The organism is Candidatus Pantoea persica, assembly GCF_013753875.1.
GTDB lineage: Bacteria > Pseudomonadota > Gammaproteobacteria > Enterobacterales > Enterobacteriaceae > Pantoea > Pantoea persica.
The window spans coordinates 175,809-190,960 of record NZ_SMDS01000010.1 but is presented as its reverse complement, the minus strand read 5'-3'; the positions used below and the strand labels follow the sequence as shown (position 1 = coordinate 190,960).

General features: G+C 58.5%; 17 protein-coding genes and 9 pseudogenes. 11 read left to right on the top strand and 15 right to left on the bottom strand.

Translation table 11 applies throughout. The features are described 5' to 3' along the window. Positions 1-251: 251 nt before the first annotated feature. Entirely contained in the window at positions 252-521 is a 270-nt protein-coding gene (locus EIO60_RS03135; RefSeq protein WP_258576072.1) for a hypothetical protein, read from the bottom strand. Here EIO60_RS03135 and EIO60_RS03130 point away from each other — a divergent pair. From EIO60_RS03130 to EIO60_RS16460, 9 genes and pseudogenes are all read left to right on the top strand, one after another. Beyond that, positions 409-2,459, top strand: a pseudogene (locus EIO60_RS03130) (catecholate siderophore receptor Fiu). The gene EIO60_RS03135 and the pseudogene EIO60_RS03130 sit on opposite strands and share 113 nt — an antisense overlap. A gap of 47 nt (positions 2,460-2,506) precedes the next feature. After that, positions 2,507-3,184, top strand: coding sequence for a PKHD-type hydroxylase YbiX (gene ybiX / locus EIO60_RS03125; RefSeq protein ID WP_258575889.1), 678 nt, complete (start codon positions 2,507-2,509; stop codon positions 3,182-3,184). Positions 3,185-3,291: 107 nt separating this feature from the next. Then, positions 3,292-3,774, top strand: coding sequence for a hypothetical protein (locus EIO60_RS03120; protein ID WP_258575888.1), 483 nt, complete (start codon positions 3,292-3,294; stop codon positions 3,772-3,774). 15 nt (positions 3,775-3,789) lie between these two features. Further along, positions 3,790-4,179, top strand: a complete 390-nt coding sequence (locus EIO60_RS03115; protein ID WP_258576049.1) for a DNA/RNA non-specific endonuclease — start codon at positions 3,790-3,792, stop codon at positions 4,177-4,179. A gap of 27 nt (positions 4,180-4,206) precedes the next feature. Continuing rightward, positions 4,207-4,392 (top strand): hypothetical protein, encoded by a 186-nt coding sequence (locus tag EIO60_RS03110; protein ID WP_258575887.1) that lies wholly within the window; start codon positions 4,207-4,209, stop codon positions 4,390-4,392. A 241-nt stretch (positions 4,393-4,633) separates the two neighbouring features. Beyond that, complete coding sequence (locus tag EIO60_RS03105) at positions 4,634-5,062, top strand: SDR family oxidoreductase (RefSeq protein ID WP_258575886.1); 429 nt, start codon at positions 4,634-4,636, stop codon at positions 5,060-5,062. A gap of 94 nt (positions 5,063-5,156) precedes the next feature. Further along, a complete protein-coding gene (locus EIO60_RS03100) occupies positions 5,157-5,552 on the top strand; it encodes a cupin domain-containing protein (RefSeq protein ID WP_258575885.1) in 396 nt (131 codons plus the stop codon). Further along, the gene (locus EIO60_RS03095) at positions 5,549-6,043 is read left to right on the top strand and encodes a hypothetical protein (protein ID WP_258575884.1); all 495 of its coding nucleotides are present in this window, start codon (positions 5,549-5,551) and stop codon (positions 6,041-6,043) included. Before EIO60_RS03100 ends, EIO60_RS03095 begins: the two co-directional genes overlap by 4 nt. Positions 6,044-6,153: 110 nt before the next feature. Then, a complete protein-coding gene (locus EIO60_RS16460) occupies positions 6,154-6,471 on the top strand; it encodes an alpha/beta fold hydrolase (protein WP_374058109.1) in 318 nt (105 codons plus the stop codon). Here EIO60_RS16460 and EIO60_RS03090 read toward each other — a convergent pair. The 3 genes and pseudogenes from EIO60_RS03090 to EIO60_RS03080 all read right to left on the bottom strand — a co-directional run. Next, positions 6,396-7,193: pseudogene (locus EIO60_RS03090) on the bottom strand (hypothetical protein); the annotation flags it as partial. The gene EIO60_RS16460 and the pseudogene EIO60_RS03090 overlap by 76 nt on opposite strands. A gap of 57 nt (positions 7,194-7,250) precedes the next feature. Continuing rightward, positions 7,251-7,874 (bottom strand): HAD-IIB family hydrolase, encoded by a 624-nt coding sequence (locus EIO60_RS03085; protein ID WP_374058108.1) that lies wholly within the window; start codon positions 7,872-7,874, stop codon positions 7,251-7,253. A 53-nt stretch (positions 7,875-7,927) separates the two neighbouring features. After that, positions 7,928-8,125, bottom strand: a complete 198-nt coding sequence (locus EIO60_RS03080; protein WP_258575883.1) for a DUF2525 domain-containing protein — start codon at positions 8,123-8,125, stop codon at positions 7,928-7,930. 374 nt (positions 8,126-8,499) lie between these two features. Between EIO60_RS03080 and EIO60_RS03075 the strand changes: the two genes are divergently transcribed. Then, positions 8,500-8,658, top strand: coding sequence for a YqaE/Pmp3 family membrane protein (locus EIO60_RS03075; RefSeq protein WP_258575882.1), 159 nt, complete (start codon positions 8,500-8,502; stop codon positions 8,656-8,658). Between the two features lie 53 nt (positions 8,659-8,711). Continuing rightward, entirely contained in the window at positions 8,712-8,906 is a 195-nt protein-coding gene (gene dsrB / locus EIO60_RS03070; protein ID WP_258575881.1) for a protein DsrB, read from the top strand. Positions 8,907-9,031: 125 nt separating this feature from the next. On the opposite strand, the pseudogene EIO60_RS03065 reads toward dsrB, so the two are convergent. The 11 genes and pseudogenes from EIO60_RS03065 to fliJ form a co-directional block, all read right to left on the bottom strand. Beyond that, positions 9,032-10,436, bottom strand: a pseudogene (locus EIO60_RS03065) (methyl-accepting chemotaxis protein). A 136-nt stretch (positions 10,437-10,572) separates the two neighbouring features. Beyond that, a pseudogene (rcsA, locus tag EIO60_RS03060) lies at positions 10,573-11,203 on the bottom strand (transcriptional regulator RcsA). Positions 11,204-11,832: 629 nt separating this feature from the next. Next, a pseudogene (gene fliR, locus EIO60_RS03055) lies at positions 11,833-12,489 on the bottom strand (flagellar biosynthetic protein FliR); the annotation flags it as partial. 2 nt (positions 12,490-12,491) lie between these two features. Further along, positions 12,492-12,617 (bottom strand): annotated as a pseudogene (locus EIO60_RS03050) (flagellar biosynthetic protein FliQ); the annotation flags it as partial. Between the two features lie 25 nt (positions 12,618-12,642). Beyond that, positions 12,643-13,200 (bottom strand): annotated as a pseudogene (gene fliP / locus EIO60_RS03045) (flagellar type III secretion system pore protein FliP). A 30-nt stretch (positions 13,201-13,230) separates the two neighbouring features. Further along, positions 13,231-13,377: a hypothetical protein gene (locus tag EIO60_RS03040; protein WP_258575880.1), complete on the bottom strand. Its 147-nt coding sequence runs from the start codon at positions 13,375-13,377 to the stop codon at positions 13,231-13,233. Continuing rightward, a pseudogene (locus EIO60_RS03035) lies at positions 13,374-13,719 on the bottom strand (flagellar biosynthetic protein FliO). The gene EIO60_RS03040 and the pseudogene EIO60_RS03035 overlap by 4 nt, the downstream one beginning before the upstream one ends. Before the next feature lie 7 nt (positions 13,720-13,726). Beyond that, positions 13,727-14,064, bottom strand: a pseudogene (fliN, locus tag EIO60_RS03030) (flagellar motor switch protein FliN). Positions 14,065-14,099: 35 nt separating this feature from the next. Beyond that, on the bottom strand, positions 14,100-14,408 hold the full coding sequence (locus tag EIO60_RS03025; protein ID WP_258575879.1) for a hypothetical protein: 309 nt from the start codon (positions 14,406-14,408) through the stop codon (positions 14,100-14,102). 15 nt (positions 14,409-14,423) lie between these two features. Continuing rightward, on the bottom strand, positions 14,424-14,618 hold the full coding sequence (locus EIO60_RS03020; protein WP_258575878.1) for a hypothetical protein: 195 nt from the start codon (positions 14,616-14,618) through the stop codon (positions 14,424-14,426). Next, positions 14,615-15,058 carry a flagellar export protein FliJ gene (fliJ, locus tag EIO60_RS03015; protein WP_258575877.1) on the bottom strand — a complete coding sequence of 148 codons (444 nt, stop codon included), beginning with the start codon at positions 15,056-15,058 and terminating at the stop codon, positions 14,615-14,617. The genes EIO60_RS03020 and fliJ overlap by 4 nt, the downstream gene beginning before the upstream one ends. Between the last annotated feature and the right edge of the window lie 94 nt (positions 15,059-15,152).

The following is a 15,152-nucleotide window of genomic DNA, read 5'->3' as shown; positions in this document are numbered from 1 at the left end:
AGAGAGGAGGCCGTGCGCATGCAGAAACAGAAGCGAGCCTGGAAACGGAGCTGCTGATCCCGGTCAGCTAGCTCTACGGCTTCGAATACCTACCTGCGATAGAGCGCTATCTTGAAAAATAGCGTCTGTTGCTTCTTCTCTACCTGAGCCCGCTTCATCACAGCGGGCTTTTTTCGTCCCGGGAAAAACGCTTTCTTTACATAACGTTGCTTTGTAATCGAAGCGTCTCGAAAGTGTAAAGAAACGTATTCTTATTTACAGGATTTCGTGATAAAAACAAGAAAATAAATGATAATCATTATTTTTATCATTTCATGCATATCCCGAAGGTGAAGTCGGCGCCGTGCAATGCGCGCGCAGTGGCGGGGGGAGAGGAAAAACAATAAAAAAAGATGCGTATCGTTGAAAATGGATAAAAATCGCAACCAGCCTTTTACAACTTTTAATTCATTAACCTTGTTCGCCGGTCTGTGCCTCGGCATCGCGCCCGCCGCCTCGGCGCTGGCGACGGAGAACGCCACGGCGACTGATGAGAGACGCTGGTGGTCAACGCCGAGACGTCGTCGCTCTACGCGCCGTCCCACTCCGCCGATCCGAAATTTACGCGCCCGCTGGTCGACACCACGCGCACGGTAACCGTTATGCATGACCAGGGCGTGACCAACCTCAGCTATGCGCTGAAAAACGTGCCGGGCGTCGGCGCGTTCTTTGCCGGCGAAAACGGCAGCTCCTCAACGGGCGACGCGGTCTATATGCGCGGCGCCGACAGCTCTAACAGTATCTATATCGACGGGGTGCGCGACATCGGCAGCGTGACGCGCGATACCTTCAACACCGAGCAGGTCGAGGTGATCAAAGGGCCTTCCGGCACCGACCCGCCTCAACCTCATGGGTGAAAAGAGCCACGAAGAAGGGCGTGACAGGGTGCAGAATGAGCGTTACGGCTTCGCGCCGTCGCTGGCGTTTGGCCTCGAGACCTTGACGCCCTGAACTACTTGCACGTGCAGCAGTACAACACGCCGGACGGCAGTGTTCCCACCATCGGCCTGCCGCACTACTCGGCCCCCAACGCCGCGACCGCCGCGCTCAACGGCGTCGGCAAGGTTAACCCCCATAACTTCTACGGCACCGATTCCGACTACGACGACTCCACTACCGACAGCGCAACCATTCGCTTCGAGCACGACATCAACGACAGCACCAATGTCCGCAACACCACGCGCTGGTCGCGCGTAAAGCAGGATTACCTGCTGACCGTGGTAATGGGCGGGGCAAGCAATATCATTCAGCCGAACCCGGCGGACGTCGGCAGCTGGCAGTGGGCGCGTCTGGAGAACACCAAAGATGTCAGCAATCGCATTCTGACCAACCAGATCAATCTCACCACCAAATTTGCCACCGGTTCGTTGGATCATGATTTCAGCGCAGGCGTGGAGTTCACGCGCGAGAACCAGATCAACTACGGCGTCAACGCCATCACGCCGCCCGCGGTCAATATCTATCACCCGGTCAGCAATCTCTGTGTCGGCGGGCTGGACCGCAACGGCGCCAACGCCAATAGGCAGAGCGATACCTTCGGCATTTACGCCTTTGATACGCTGCAGATTACCCGCGATTTTGAGCTGAACGGCGGCATTCGTCTCCACAACTACCATACCGAGTACGACAGCGCCACCGCCTGCGGCACGCCGATCACCACCGTGGATACGGCGAAATCGGGCAACCTGGTGAACTGGAAGGCGGGCGCGCTCAACCATCTGACCGACAGCGGCAACCTCTACGTCAACTACGCCATCTCGCAGCCGCCGCCGGGCGGCAGCAGCTTTACCCTGGCGCAGAGCGGCACCAGCAACAACGCCAACCGCACCGATTTCAAGCTGCAGAAGGCGGAAACCAGCGAAATTGGCACCAAGTGGGAGGTGCTCGACAAGCGCCTGCTGCTTAACGCCGCGCTGTTCTGCACCGACGTCGAAAATGAAGTGGCGCAGAACGACGACGGTACCTATTCGCAGTATGGTAAAAAGCGCGTCGAGGGCTATGAGCTGTCGATGATGGGCAATATTACGCCGGACTGGCAGGTGATCGCCGGCTATACGCTGCAGCACGCCTCGGTGCGCAACGGCGGCGCGGTAGCGCAGGACGGCAGCGCGGATCTGCCCTACACGCCGGAGCACACCTTTACGCTCTGGAGCAACTACCAGGCAACCGACGCCCTCTCCGTTGGCGGCGGCGCCATGCATCGCGGCAGCGACGGCGTGGTCGGCACGCCATCCTCAACCGACGGCTACTGGGTGGCGGATGCTAAGCTGGGCTATAAGGTCAACAACAACCTCTACCTGCAGCTTAACGTCTATAATCTGTTCGATACCCACTATGTGGCGTCGATCAACAAGAGCGGCTATCGCTATCATCCGGGCGAGCCGCGCACCTTCCTGTTTACGGCGAACGTGCATTTCTAGAAACAAGCGTGAGGCGCAGGCCCCATTTTTTTAGCGAGAGCAGAACCATGATGTACCAAATCTCCAGCGTGCTGACGCCCGACAAGGTCGCGCAGTTTCAGCAGCATTTAGCCCAGGCCAGCTGGGTCGACGGCCGCGTCACCGTGGGCAGCCAGGGTACGCAGGTGAAAAACAATCAGCAGATCGACACCCGCACACCGCTCTACGACGCGCTGCAGGCGGCGGTGCTGAAGGCGCTGCACAGCCATCCGCTCTTTTTTGCCGCCGCGCTGCCGCGCACTATCTCTACGCCGCTGTTCAACCGCTACCAGCAGGGCGAAACCTACGGCTTTCACATCGACGGCGCGGTGCGCAACAACGGCCAGAGCGGCTGGATGCGTACCGATCTCTCCGCCACGCTGTTTCTTAGCGAACCAGAGAGTTACGACGGCGGCGAGCTGGTGATCAACGATACCTACGGCCAGCATAAGGTGAAGCTGGCGGCGGGTGATCTGGTGCTCTATCTCGCCAGCAGCCTGTACTGCGTCACGCCGGTGACGCGCGGCGTGCGCACCGCCACCTTTCTCTGGATCCAGTCGATGGTGCGCGACGATAAACAGCGCGCCATGCTGTTCGAGCTGGACCGCACCCTGCAAAGCCTGAAGGCGCGCCACGGCGAGAGCGAAGAGGTGCTGTCGCTGCTCAACCTCGACCATAATCTGCTGCGCGGCTGGACCGAGGTGTAAGTTTGCCGATCGTTCATCTGCAGCGGCTATCGTTAAAAGGGCGTCGTGGCTTTTTTCATGGAGAAGCAAATGAGCGACAACGAAACGAGCGCGCGCAGACCCGCACTGTGCTGGCGCAAGGCGCGCAGCGTTACGCCTTTCAGCGGCATCTGCATCAGGGCGTGATCGCCGGCGACAGCAACGATCTACTGCCGATCGCCTTTTTGCAAGTGCCGCAGCTGCCCGCCGCGCAGCAGGCGCGGCTGATGCAGGCGCTCACCGCCTATAGTGCGGCGGCGACCACGGCCGTCGCTAGCGCCGCCGCGCCCGATACCAACTACGGCAACCGCGACGGCTTCCGCCCCGACTTCCTCGACGGCGCGCCGATCGATCTCGCCGCCATTATCGCGCCGCGCGCCGCCGAGGTGGCACCACTGCGCGACGGCAGGCAGGGCGCGGAGGCGCGGCTCGACTATCAGCACTTTTCGCTGCTGATGAGCGCGGAGCGGCGGCTCGCCTTTTTTACTGCCACCAATATCGAGGGCGCGCGCTATCTTTCCATCGATCACGGCAGTGGCCAGCCATCGCTGCTGGAGGAGGGGGATCGCTGATATGAGGACAGCCGCATCGACAGCCTCTATGTCACTGGCCAGGCCTTCTACAGCGAATACAGCCGCTGGTTCGACCGCGGCCATCTGACGCGCCGCAGCGATCCCACCTGGGGTACGGCGGCTGAGGCGGTGTGCGCCAACAAGGACACCTTCCACTTCACTAACTGCTCGCCGCAGCACTTCCGCTTTAACCAGAGCCTGCAGTACTGGCAGGGCGTGGAGCGCTATATCCTTGAGTCGGGGGTGCTGGCGTTGAAGCGTAAGATCAGCGTGCTGACCGGACCGGTGCTGGATGATCAGTGGCGACAGTATGCCGACTGGCGGGTGCCGCTGATGTTCTGGAAGGTGGTGCTGCGCGTCAACGTGGCGGGCAAGCCGCAGGCCACGGCGCTGCTGGTGAGCTAAGCGGAGCTGCTGGATGAGCCGCGCCGCGTGCTGCCGCGCGCGCAGGGCACGCAGCAGCTCAATGTCGACGAGTACCGCGTCACGGTAGGCGCGCTAGAGACGCTCACCGGACTGAACTTCGACGCCTTTCGCGACTGGGAGAGCTGGCAGCTGGACGAAACGCTGCTGCCACTGCCGGCGAAGCTGATTACCACCTGGGACGATCTGCTTTAGCCGACGCGCTTAGTGCGGCGTCAGGCGTGGCCCAGCCCCGGCTGCGCGGGCTTTTTAAGGCCGTGGCGGCTTAAAACTGTTTACCCATCAAACCGTTATGCTTAGCTATTGCCCTTGCGATTCTGACATGGCTGCTTACACTTATAGCTCATGCTGATAACGATTCAGCGCCATCACCGAGGCGGCGCACTGCCGCAGCATCGTCGCGTAGACCGCCGAGCGCTTCGGCAAAATCGACATCGTGGTGAATAACGCGGCGTTTCAGATGACGCACAGCGCGCTGGAGGAGATCGGCGACGATGAGTTCGACCGCACCATGAAAACCAACCTCTACGCCATGTTTTATATCTGCAAGGCGACGGTGCCGCATATACTGGCCGGCGGCTCGATTATCAATACCGCTTCAATCAACGCCGACCAGCCGAAACCGAAGCTGCTGGCTGAGAAAGGCATTCGCTCCAATGCAGTGGCGCCCGGTCCTATCTGGACGCCGATGATCCCGGCCACCATGCCGCCGGAACAGGTCGAGAGCTTCGGCGACCAGGTGCCGCTGCAGCGCATGGGGCAGCCCGCCGAACTGGCGCCGTCCTATGTGATGCTGGCCAGCGACGAGAGCAGCTATGTCTCCAGCGCGACCATTGCCGTGACGGGCGGCGTGGCGGTGATTTAAACCTGCTTCAGGGCGAGAGATTAAAGCCTACCCTTTAAAGCTGACGACGCCGATCGCTACCCACGTTTTTGGCAGTCGTCGCATCAGGGAGCAGTTGGGAAAAGCGGGTCTGCCCGATGGGCCGGAGGCGGAAAGCTGGGAAATCAGCGACGTCGACGGCATGATCGCCACGGTGACCAACGGCGAGCTGGCGGGCAGCAGCCTGCGTGAGCTGACCGAACGCTACCCTGACGAGATGGTCGCGCCCGGCTGGCGCGCCCCCCATTTTCCGCTGCTGAGCAAGTTTATCGACGGCAGCGGCATGCTGCCGGTCTATCTGCACGCTAGCGACGCGCTGGCGCAGTGGCTGGAACAGCAGCCGAACGGCAAAACCGAAGCCTGGCATATTCTGTGGGCCGCGCCGGACGCCACCTGCCTGCTGGGCATGCGCGACGGGGTGGACACGCCCATCTCAAGGCGGCGCTGCTGGCGCAGGAATACGATGCGGTGATACACCGGGTGCCGGTGAAAGCGGGCGATACCTTTTACGTGCCGGGCGGCATGCCGCATAGCTTCTATGAGATTGAGCAGACCTCCAATATTCAGCAGCACGTGATGCCGTGGCGCATGGAGGATGGCACGCCTTTGTCGCGGCAGGAACAGGAACAGGAACAGGAACAGGAAGAAAATATCGATGCGCTGCTGACGGAGCTACGGCCCGAGCTGCGCTGCACGCCGCAGCCGGGACTGGCGCTGGAAGCAGAGGGATTAACGCGCCTTTTCTGCTGCACCGGGCCTTACTTCGTGCTGGAGCGCTGGCGCTTTAGCCAGCTACAGCGTCTGCACGTCAGCAGCGCGCGCATTGTGACCAATATCGGCGATCTGTTAACGGTCGAGGCGAACGGCGTCAGCGTGACGCGGAAGCGCACCGAATCGCTGCTGCTGCCCGCCGCGCTGAAAGCGGCAATGCTGCACGACGCCGGTGAGCTGCTGATCGGCTAAGTGCCCGATGTGGCGCGCGAGGTGGTCGCGCCGCTGTGCCAGGCGGGCTATAGCGAAGCAGTGATTGCGCAGTTGGGCGATATTCACAGTACCCTGATTTAGGAGGTTATATGCTGCCTTACAGCGTACAGGGAATGGGCGACACCACCTTTGTGTTGATGCACTATCTGGGCGGTTCACACAGCACCTGGTGCGCCACGCTGCCTTATCTCGATCGCGGCTTCCGCTGCGTGGTAGTTGATATGCCGGGGTTTGGCGAGGCGGCGGGCATCGCGGGTTACGACGTGGCGTCAATGGCGAACCAGGTAGATGAAACCATCCGCCATCTGCGTCTGCAACAAGTGATCTTGGTCGGCCACTCCATGAAGGCCTGGCCCGCCTCCAGAATCGACTGGGTGAACATCTCCACCGCCGCCTTGTGGTTGTAAATCTCCATCATATCCAGCGCGTTGCGGTAGTAGGTCGCCTTCAGCACGCGGAAGAAGTCGCTGGTAAGCGGCATGCCCATCGTCGCCAGCTTGCGCAGCATCGACTGCACGATATCGCTGCTCATGCGCTTCAGCCCGCCGGTGCCATCATCTTCCGCCAGCGGCTGATGCTTGTGATCGTAGTTGTCGGCAATCTCCACCTAGAACGACTGGCGCGTGGTGTAGTTGCGGAAGATTTTCGACAGCACGCCGATCTCCAGCCCTCAGTCGCCGGGAATTTTGATGTTGTTCAGCACGTGGGTGCGCATGGCGAACTCCTCCGACAGCAGATAGCGGAAGCTGGCGAGGTAGTCGAGATAGTCAGAGTGGCCGTAGACCTTCTGCAGCGAGCGCAGCAGCGGGCCGACAGAGTCCCTCTTTATCCAGCTCCGCGTCGGCGGTCCGTCGTTCCATAAAATACGATGGTGCTGCGGCAGGCGCGAAAAGAACTCCCACGCGTAGAGAAACTGGTCGCGGTCGGCGCGATCCAGCCCAATCACGATCTCGTCGAGGTAGGGCACTTTGGCCAGTTCGTCGACGATATTGCCCAGCGCGGGCCCTTCTAGTTCCGAGAAGAGCGACGGCAGGATCAGCCCCATTTTGCGTTTGCGCGCAAAGCGCACCATCTCTTTTTCCAGCGACTCGACGCTGCGGTCGGTGAGATTGTGGAAATTGGTAATCACGTTATTCTAATAGAAATCACTCATCGCGCTATCCTTTTGGTAAGCAGTAGGGGCGGCTTAGCTGGAGGAGGTCAGAAAATAGTCAAGCCCCTCTTTCCAGCCTTCGGGGCCATAGTACGCCGTATGGTAGACCTGTTGTGTATCCGCTCTGGCGAGCGTAACCGGGGTTTTGCTGTAGCCCTTGATCACCACGGCGAAGTCCACCGCGTCGAGCATCGGCGCGTCATTCGGGCCGTCGCCGAGGCCCAGGGTGACCGGCGGATGTTCATACTGGCCGAACAGCCAGCGCAGGGCTTCACCCTTGCCGCTGCCCGCCGGCATCACGTGCCAGAAGCGGCCGCCCTGCGCCAGCGCGGCGCGGAACGCCTCCAGCTTCTCCTCCTCGTCGCACCAGACAATTACCTCAGAGGCTTCGCGATGGCGCGCCAGCGCCGATTCGCTCTCCGTCAGGCCGGTCATCGCCGCCACTTCGGTGTCGGTAAAGTCATAAAAACCCTGCAGGCGAAAGTGGGCCTGCAGCGCGAGCGCAGCGTCTGACAGAGCGCGTCGTAGTCGGCGCTGTCCGGCGGAATGCGCACGCACCGCTGCGCCGTTTTCGGCGATAAAAGGCATGCCGGCGAGGCCGAGGCGCTTTTGCAGCAGCGCGATTTCCGCGGCGGTTTTGTTGGAGCAGAGCACCACCGGAGCCCACTTTTTACCCGGTACTCCCTGCCGGGTATTTTTTGGCCGCTTGCTCAACGGTTGAGTTCGTTGCAGCTGCAGTCGCGAATATCCAGCTCATATTCGTCAGCCAGCTCGGGATGGCTGACCCAGGCGCGGCCGCCGCTGGCGAGATGGCGGCTGTCGTCTGCCTCGACAGCTGTTTCCGGCGAAGCGGACGCGTGGGGCGGAAGGGGTTCCAGCAGCGCTGTTGACCTCCGGGTCGGCCGCACCCTGCACCTCAGCGTCGCGATTATCGTTGGATTTCATCGTCACTATCCCTTTCATAAAAAGGATCTACAGATTCTCCTGCCGCAGGCGGCGGATCGATCAAGTGTAGATGAGTTGGGAGAGAGGGCGCGGGAATAGCAGGCAAAAAAGCCCGCGCTGCGCGGGCAAAATCCTTGTTACTTTTAGGTTGACTGCTCCTTTGGGGTTGGTGCAATAGGGAAAGTGTAAAAAGATGCCCTGTCAGGGGTCTTGTCGTGAAACGTTAAGAAAGTGAAAAACTCGCCGCTTACCTAAATTTACCTATTTTTCCTTTGCAATCATAGCGATCAGCTATAGTTAGTTGCGTAGTAAAATCATAACGCGACAAGGATATACCATGGATCTGTTACGTATTATTATCGCTATCATTCTGCCGCCGCTGGGCGTTTTTCTGCAGGTGGGCTTTGGCGGCGCCTTCTGGCTCAATATCCTGCTGACGCTGTGCGGCTACATTCCCGGCATTATTCATGCGGTTTGGGTAATTGCGCGTCGCTGAGGGCGGCCTCTTCGTTTACACTAATATCATTTACCACATCAGGAGCAACGCGCATGAAGGTCAATGACCGCGTCACCGTCAAAACCGATGGCGGCCCATGCCGCCTTGGCACCGTTCTCGCCGTCGAGCCGTTTAACGAGGGCGTAATGTATCTGGTGGCGCTGGAGGATTATCCGCTGGGGATCTGGTTTTTTAACGAGGGCGATCATCCGGAAGGCATCTTTGTTGAACCTTACCGCGAGGCCTGAGGCCCTCAGCCCGCGCGGCTGACTAACAGGCAAAAAAATCCCGGCAGAGAGCCGGGATTTTTTTATGGCTGCGCCTGTGTGGCGCTGCGCGACAGCGGCATGGGTGTGCCTCTGTCACAGCAACCTCAGAAGGTCTCCCAGTTGTCGTCGTTCACCGCGGCCAGCGCCGGACTTTTCAGGGCAGGCAGGGCAGGGGTCGCGGGTGCCGCAGAGCGTACAGGCGTATCCTGCAGACGGAATGCCGCCACCGCCTTCGTCAGCTTGCCGGCCTGCCAGCAACGCCGCTGCCGCCGAGGCTTCCTCGACCCGTGAGGCGTTCTGCTGCGTCACGTTGTCCATTTCGGTCACCGCCTGGCTCACCTGCTGAATGCCGCGGCTCTGCTCGTCCGAGGCGGCGGCAATCTCAGCCATAATATCGGTCACGCGGCGCATCGCTTCCACGATTTCGCCCATGGTTTTGCCCGCTTCGCCGACCAGTTCGCCGCCGCTGCGCGCCTTGCCAGAGACGTCCGCCGCCAGCTGGCTGGCGTGGTGGGCGTTTTCGGCGTTCTGCTTCACCGTGGCGGTAAGCTGCTCCATACTGGCGGCGGTCTGCTCCAGCGCGGTGGCCTGCTGTTCGGTGCGTAAGGAGAGATCGGTGTTGCCGGCGGAGATTTCGCCGGAGCCTTGATAGATCGCCACCGCACCTTCGCGCACCGTGCCGACGGTTTTCACCAGCGACGCCTGCATCAGCTGCAGGTTGTGCAGCAGCATGCGATCTCACTGCGGCCGTGCGCCTCCATCGGCGCCGTTAAATCGCCTTGGGCGATATGTGCAATGCGCGTCACGGACTGGCGCAGCGGATTGCTCACCACGCGGCGCAGGAACACAAAGGTCAGCAGCGTCAGCAGCAGGGCGGCGACAAAGGCGGCCGCCATGGTGATAAAGCCGATGCGCGACTCATTCGCCACCGTGGCGTTGATGGCGTCCGCCCGCGCGGTGCGCAGCTTAATTGCCTGCAGCAGCACTGCGTTATAGGCGTCGTCGAGCCTGCGGGTGACGTCGGTTTCCTGCGCGACGATCCCCTCAAAGCTGCCCTGTTTGCCCGCGTTGATCATCGGGATCAGGCCCTTCTCGACGTAATCGCTGAAGCGCGGCGTCGAGCGCCATATCATCCGGCGTTTTCACCTTGCGATCCTGATAGATCTTGAATCCATCTTTGGCCTGCTGGATACGCTTTTCCGTCGCGGCGACGTTGGTGCGAAACGCATCCATTTCGCTAATGCGCGCGGCGGCGCCCGCCTGGATGATATTTAGCCGGGCGGTGCGTAGATGGTTGGAGCTGTTGGTGATGCCCATGCGCACCTGTATTTCATCGGTGGCGTCATACAGCGACTGGTTGCTCTGGGTAAGAAAGTAGCTGGCGAGTCCAATACAGAGGGCGAACAACAGCATAATGCCGCTAAAGATGGCGCTGAAGAGAGGCATCAGGCGCAATTTGCGCCACAGGGCAAGCCTGGACTGCTCAGAAGAAACCGGTGTTATGTTCATATCCTTGCTCTCATATCGTGGTTATGAGGCTAACATCGGCAGAGCAAGAAAAAGGGTTAGGGCCATGAATGCGATTCCGCTCGCCAAAAAGGCGAAAAAAAACCGGCCTCACGAGGCCGGTTTGTTTGCGAAGCGATTATCGCACGTTGACATAGATGCCAGAGGTGACCCGTCAGGCGCACCACATGATAAATAACCTGTTTATTGTGGGTTTTGATTTTGCGTTTGATATTGCCTTTATGCGACGAAACGGCTTTTGCTTTAATTTGCATCTTGTCTGAAATCTGAATGGTGTCATGTCCTGACATCCACATTTCCAGCATATTCGACTCCGTCTGGATTAGCGTCAGCGGATGCATATCCAGGCTTGATGAAATACGCGGAGAGGCGTTAAGTTTTTTCTGCAAATAGGTGCTGAGTAAGGAGTCGAGCGTCGTGGTTTTTGTCGATTTTGATTTAATAATCATTTTATTACGAACGTAGAGGTATTCCTCAAAATGGATATTAGAGATTGCCATGAAAATGAAAAACAGCGTATCCGGATGCTGCATAATAATATTTCGAATGCGGTCTCTGGAATCAGATTCATGAATAAAGCATTCTTAGTTAATAAACAGCACGCTAGGTTTTAGCTGTTCGCAGCGCTGCTGTAATTGGTCAATGTCGGGGACGGAAAAGATGTGTTTCTTTTTGCCCCCTTTACAGGACATGTAGTCAGATAATCCTAGGCGTGTGTAGTTGCATGAATCCATAATAATCGTTGGCATGTTAGCGCCCCTCACCGATTTGTTATCCGTTTAAATCAACGATGAATTACGCGTTGCGGTACGAGAGAGATTTCTAAGACACTTTTTTATTCTGCTCAGCAGTCTGGCGGCAGGCCATACGCATGCCAAAAGTATGCTTCCCTGACCCGTTTCTGCAAAGATTTTTTGTGCGGTCTTAACGTCACTTATCTCTCCAGTGATAGCGGGAATCGCTGGGGGTTTGCAATAAGCGTGCATAACACTCTGTTTTGGGAGCTTCGTCACTATCTCGCATAACTCACTCAATGCTGATAGGACGATTCTTAAAAACATTTGATTCGCGAAAGTGTGACGTTTCAGCGAGCATTGACAATGCTGGAAAAAAGTTCTGACAAGAAAAATCGTTAAAAGATTTTTTGGTTCGAAAACAACTTGTTGCCGATTTTGTCAACGAATCCGCTGAGTTAGCAACCTTCGGAATTTGGGAAATAAAATACTTGATGCGGGAGTTAATAAGAATAATTTTCAGAGCCAGCTTTCATTTATCAGAATTTCCTTGGTTGATTTCTGAGAAAACTGGTTTGAAAAACACACAGAATGTTCTGGGTAGCTTAAATATCACTTTAGCGAGATGATTAGATACTTAATTTTCAGGGGTGGGACAGTTCCGTCAGAAACTGGGCTAGCAAATCAAAGGCTTCGCTGAACAGATGCTCACAGAAGGGCGCAACCAGTGGCATCATCAGCCCCATTGTTAAAATTCTCACTGTTAAGGTAATTGGAAAGCCTACCGCAAAGATCGACAGCTGAGGTGTAACACGGTTTAACAAACCTAGAACCAAGTTTATCAGAAGTAGCAGAACGATTGAGGGTAACGCTAACATCATGCCATTAAGGAAAATTAATTCGCCCACTTTGACCAGCGCGTTGAAAGCGTTAGCGTTTAGCGGCACGACCCCGATGGGCAGCGTATGAAAACTGTCTGCCAGCAGCGAGATCAACCACAGGTGACCGTTGAAGGTCAGGAACAGCAGCATCGCCAGTATATCCAGAAAGCGCGCCAGCACCGGCATGTTCAGGCGGCTGCCAGGGTCGAAAAAGGTCGCGAACGACAGCCCCATCTGTAAGCCAATCACTTCGCCCGACAGGCGCACCGCGGCAAACGCCAGCTGCATAGTAAAGCCGAGCTCGACGCCAATCAGCAGCTGCTGTAGCAGCAGCCAGAAGCCGGCAGGCGAAAACCGCGTCACCTCGACCGGCGGCGGCATCGGCACCATCAGCCAGGTAATCAGCACCGCAAGGCCGATTCCTGGGTCGCCACCTGCAGCAGGCTAATGATCAGCCCGCTGACCAACGCCGCCAGCAGCAGCGGCGCCAGCATCAAGGCAAGGCGCATCGCCTCCAGGCCCATTACCATCACGGATTCTGGCATCATTTTTCTCTCCGGGGAATCGGAATAATCAGGAATAGAAGCTTTGCGCCAGCGATCCGACCAGCAGCTGCCAGCCATCCACCAGAACAAACAACATCAGCTTGAAGGGCAGCGAGATGGTCGCCGGCGGCACCATCATCATCCCCAGCGCTATCAGCACGCTGGCGACCACCAGGTCAATAATCAAAAACGGGATAAACACGGTAACGCCAATCTGGAACGCGGTGTTTAGCTCGCTGGTGACGTAGGCAGGCAGCAGAATGCGCATTGGCACCGCCTCCGTCCCTGAATCGGCGGCGTATTCGCTAGGCGGGCAAACAGCGCGAGGTCCGCTTCACGTGTCTGATGCAGCATAAAGCCGCGCAGCGGCTGCGCGCCTTTTTCCAAGCGCCACTTCCATGCTGATCTTGTCCTGGCTGAAGGGCAGATAGGCCTCGTCGTAAATCTTGTCGAAGGTCGGCGCCATAATAAAGAAGGTGAGAAACAGCGCCAGGCCGAGCAGTACTTGGTTGGGCGGCGCCGACGGCGTGCCCAGCGCGTTGCGCAGCAGGCCGAACACGATGATTATACGGGTAAAGCTGGTCATCATCAGCAGCATGGCCGGAATAAAGGTCAGCTAGGTGATAAAGACCAGCGTCAGCACCGGAAGCGACCAGCTTTGCCCGCCGTTGGGCAATGCATGGCTCACCAGTCCCGGCAGCTGGGCGTAAGCGGCCGGTGCCAGCAGTAGCAGCGGCAGAAAGGGGAGCAGTCGACGCATCATTGGGGTTTTCCGGGACGTTTAACCAGGTTCTGCAGCAGCTGACGAAAATCCTGCGGCGCGGCGGCGGCAGGGTATGCAGATGAGTAATCTGCGCCGCCGTGACGCCTAGCACCAGGCGCGCCTCGGCGGTATCTACAATCACCACGCGCTCGCGCTCACCTTCAGCGCCTGGCTGCTTATCCGCTTCGGCGCGAAGCCGAGACGGCGCGCCAGCCAGGCGCAGGCGAGGATCAGCAGCACAATCACCGCCAGCACGCTGCTGACCTGGGCCAGCACGGAGCCGGCAGAGAGGGCCGGAGCCGCGGGTGCGGCGGGTTGCAGCGTGTGGGACTGGGTATTCATCATTTTCTTAACGACTCAGGCGACGCATGCGCTCAGAGGGCGTGATAATGTCGGTGATGTGCACGCCATATTTATGACCACCACCACTTCGCCCTGGGCGATCAGGTAGCCGTTAATCAGGATATCCAGCGGCTCGCCGGTCAGACCGTCCAGCGCCACCACCGAGCCTTGCGTCAGGCGCAGCAGCTCTTTGATAGTCATCTTGGTGCGGCCCAGCTCCATGGTGAGCTTCACCGGGATATCCATAATCAGGTCGATATCCTGCCGCGAGCCGGCGGCGGCGCTGCTCTCGAACGTTTTGAACACGTCGTCGCTCGGCGGCGCGCTGGCGACATCCGCCTGCAGGCTAAGGTCAGCCCGGCCGTGCGCCAGCGTGCCGTTTACGCCTGGCCCGGCGTGTTGTTTAAGATCTGGCTCAGTGCGGCCAGCATGCTGCGGCGCGTCTCGCCGCCGGCAGCCGGCAGGGATTCTGCGGCGGTGCTGGTCAGCGCAGCGGCGGTTGACGTTATCGGCAACATCGCGAACAGCGCCTGCATGGTTTGCGCGTCGCTGCTGTTTAGCGTTTCTGTGCTTTCCTGCTCTTTATCATCGGCGGATTTGCTGTCGGCTTTAATATTTTCCGTCGTCAACCGCGCGTCGAGGCTGCCGGGATTTTCAAAGGTCGCCAGCAGCGCGTTCAGCTGACCCACCGGTACGCGCTCTTGCTAACTTTCTTCTGCGCTTTCAATAGATTGTGCCTGGTTTCCCTGCTGTTTCGCCAGCGTCAGCAGACGGTTGACGAGCTCAGTCAGAAAGTCCTGCGGCAGATATTTGACGCTGTGCAAAAGGTCTGTGGTCTCTGAACTGTTCAGGTCACCTTGCGCGCTGATCGCGGTGGCAATAGTTGGCAGCGTAATCATTCGCCTTTCCTCAATGCGGCCCGTTGGGCATATTCATCCATCTGTTTCTGGGCGAGACGGTTTTCTCGCAGCAGCGCGCGCTCTGCCTCGCGGCTAATCAGCGTCTGGTGGGCGTTAAGCCGCTTCTGCTTATCGCGCCAGCTGGTCAGCGCCTGCTCCAGTCGCTTGTTCCAGTGGTTCAGCTGGGCGCGGTGCTGCTCAATCGCCTTTTCCAGCATCTGTATAAACTGGTGGTAGTTGGTCCAGCGCGTCGTGGCGATGCCGCCGGACATATCGCTGTTCAGCTTTTTGCGGTACTCCTCCGGGTAGTCGAGCAGCATGGTCAGCTGCTCGTCCGCCTGGCGCACGCCGCGGCGCATATCGCCGAGGTAGATCGCCGCTTTTTCCAGATCCTGCCCCGCTAAATCGCGCAGCGTGTCGATGGCACTGGCGCTTTTCATTGCTTACTCCTCCACGGTTAGCCGAACAGCGCGTGCAGGGTGCAGGCAGGCGTCGTCGTAATGGCTGTGTTCGAATATGCCCTGTTCCATCTGC

Coding starts and splice junctions, on each gene's coding strand:
- ybiX (WP_258575889.1), top strand. CDS start 2,507: ATGATGTACCAAATCTCCAGCGTGCTGACGCCCGACAAGGTCGCGCAG.
- EIO60_RS16460 (WP_374058109.1), top strand. CDS start 6,154: ATGCTGCCTTACAGCGTACAGGGAATGGGCGACACCACCTTTGTGTTG.
- EIO60_RS03075 (WP_258575882.1), top strand. CDS start 8,500: ATGGATCTGTTACGTATTATTATCGCTATCATTCTGCCGCCGCTGGGC.
- dsrB (WP_258575881.1), top strand. CDS start 8,712: ATGAAGGTCAATGACCGCGTCACCGTCAAAACCGATGGCGGCCCATGC.
- EIO60_RS03040 (WP_258575880.1), bottom strand. CDS start 13,377: ATGATGCGTCGACTGCTCCCCTTTCTGCCGCTGCTACTGCTGGCACCG.
- EIO60_RS03020 (WP_258575878.1), bottom strand. CDS start 14,618: ATGATTACGCTGCCAACTATTGCCACCGCGATCAGCGCGCAAGGTGAC.
- fliJ (WP_258575877.1), bottom strand. CDS start 15,058: ATGAAAAGCGCCAGTGCCATCGACACGCTGCGCGATTTAGCGGGGCAG.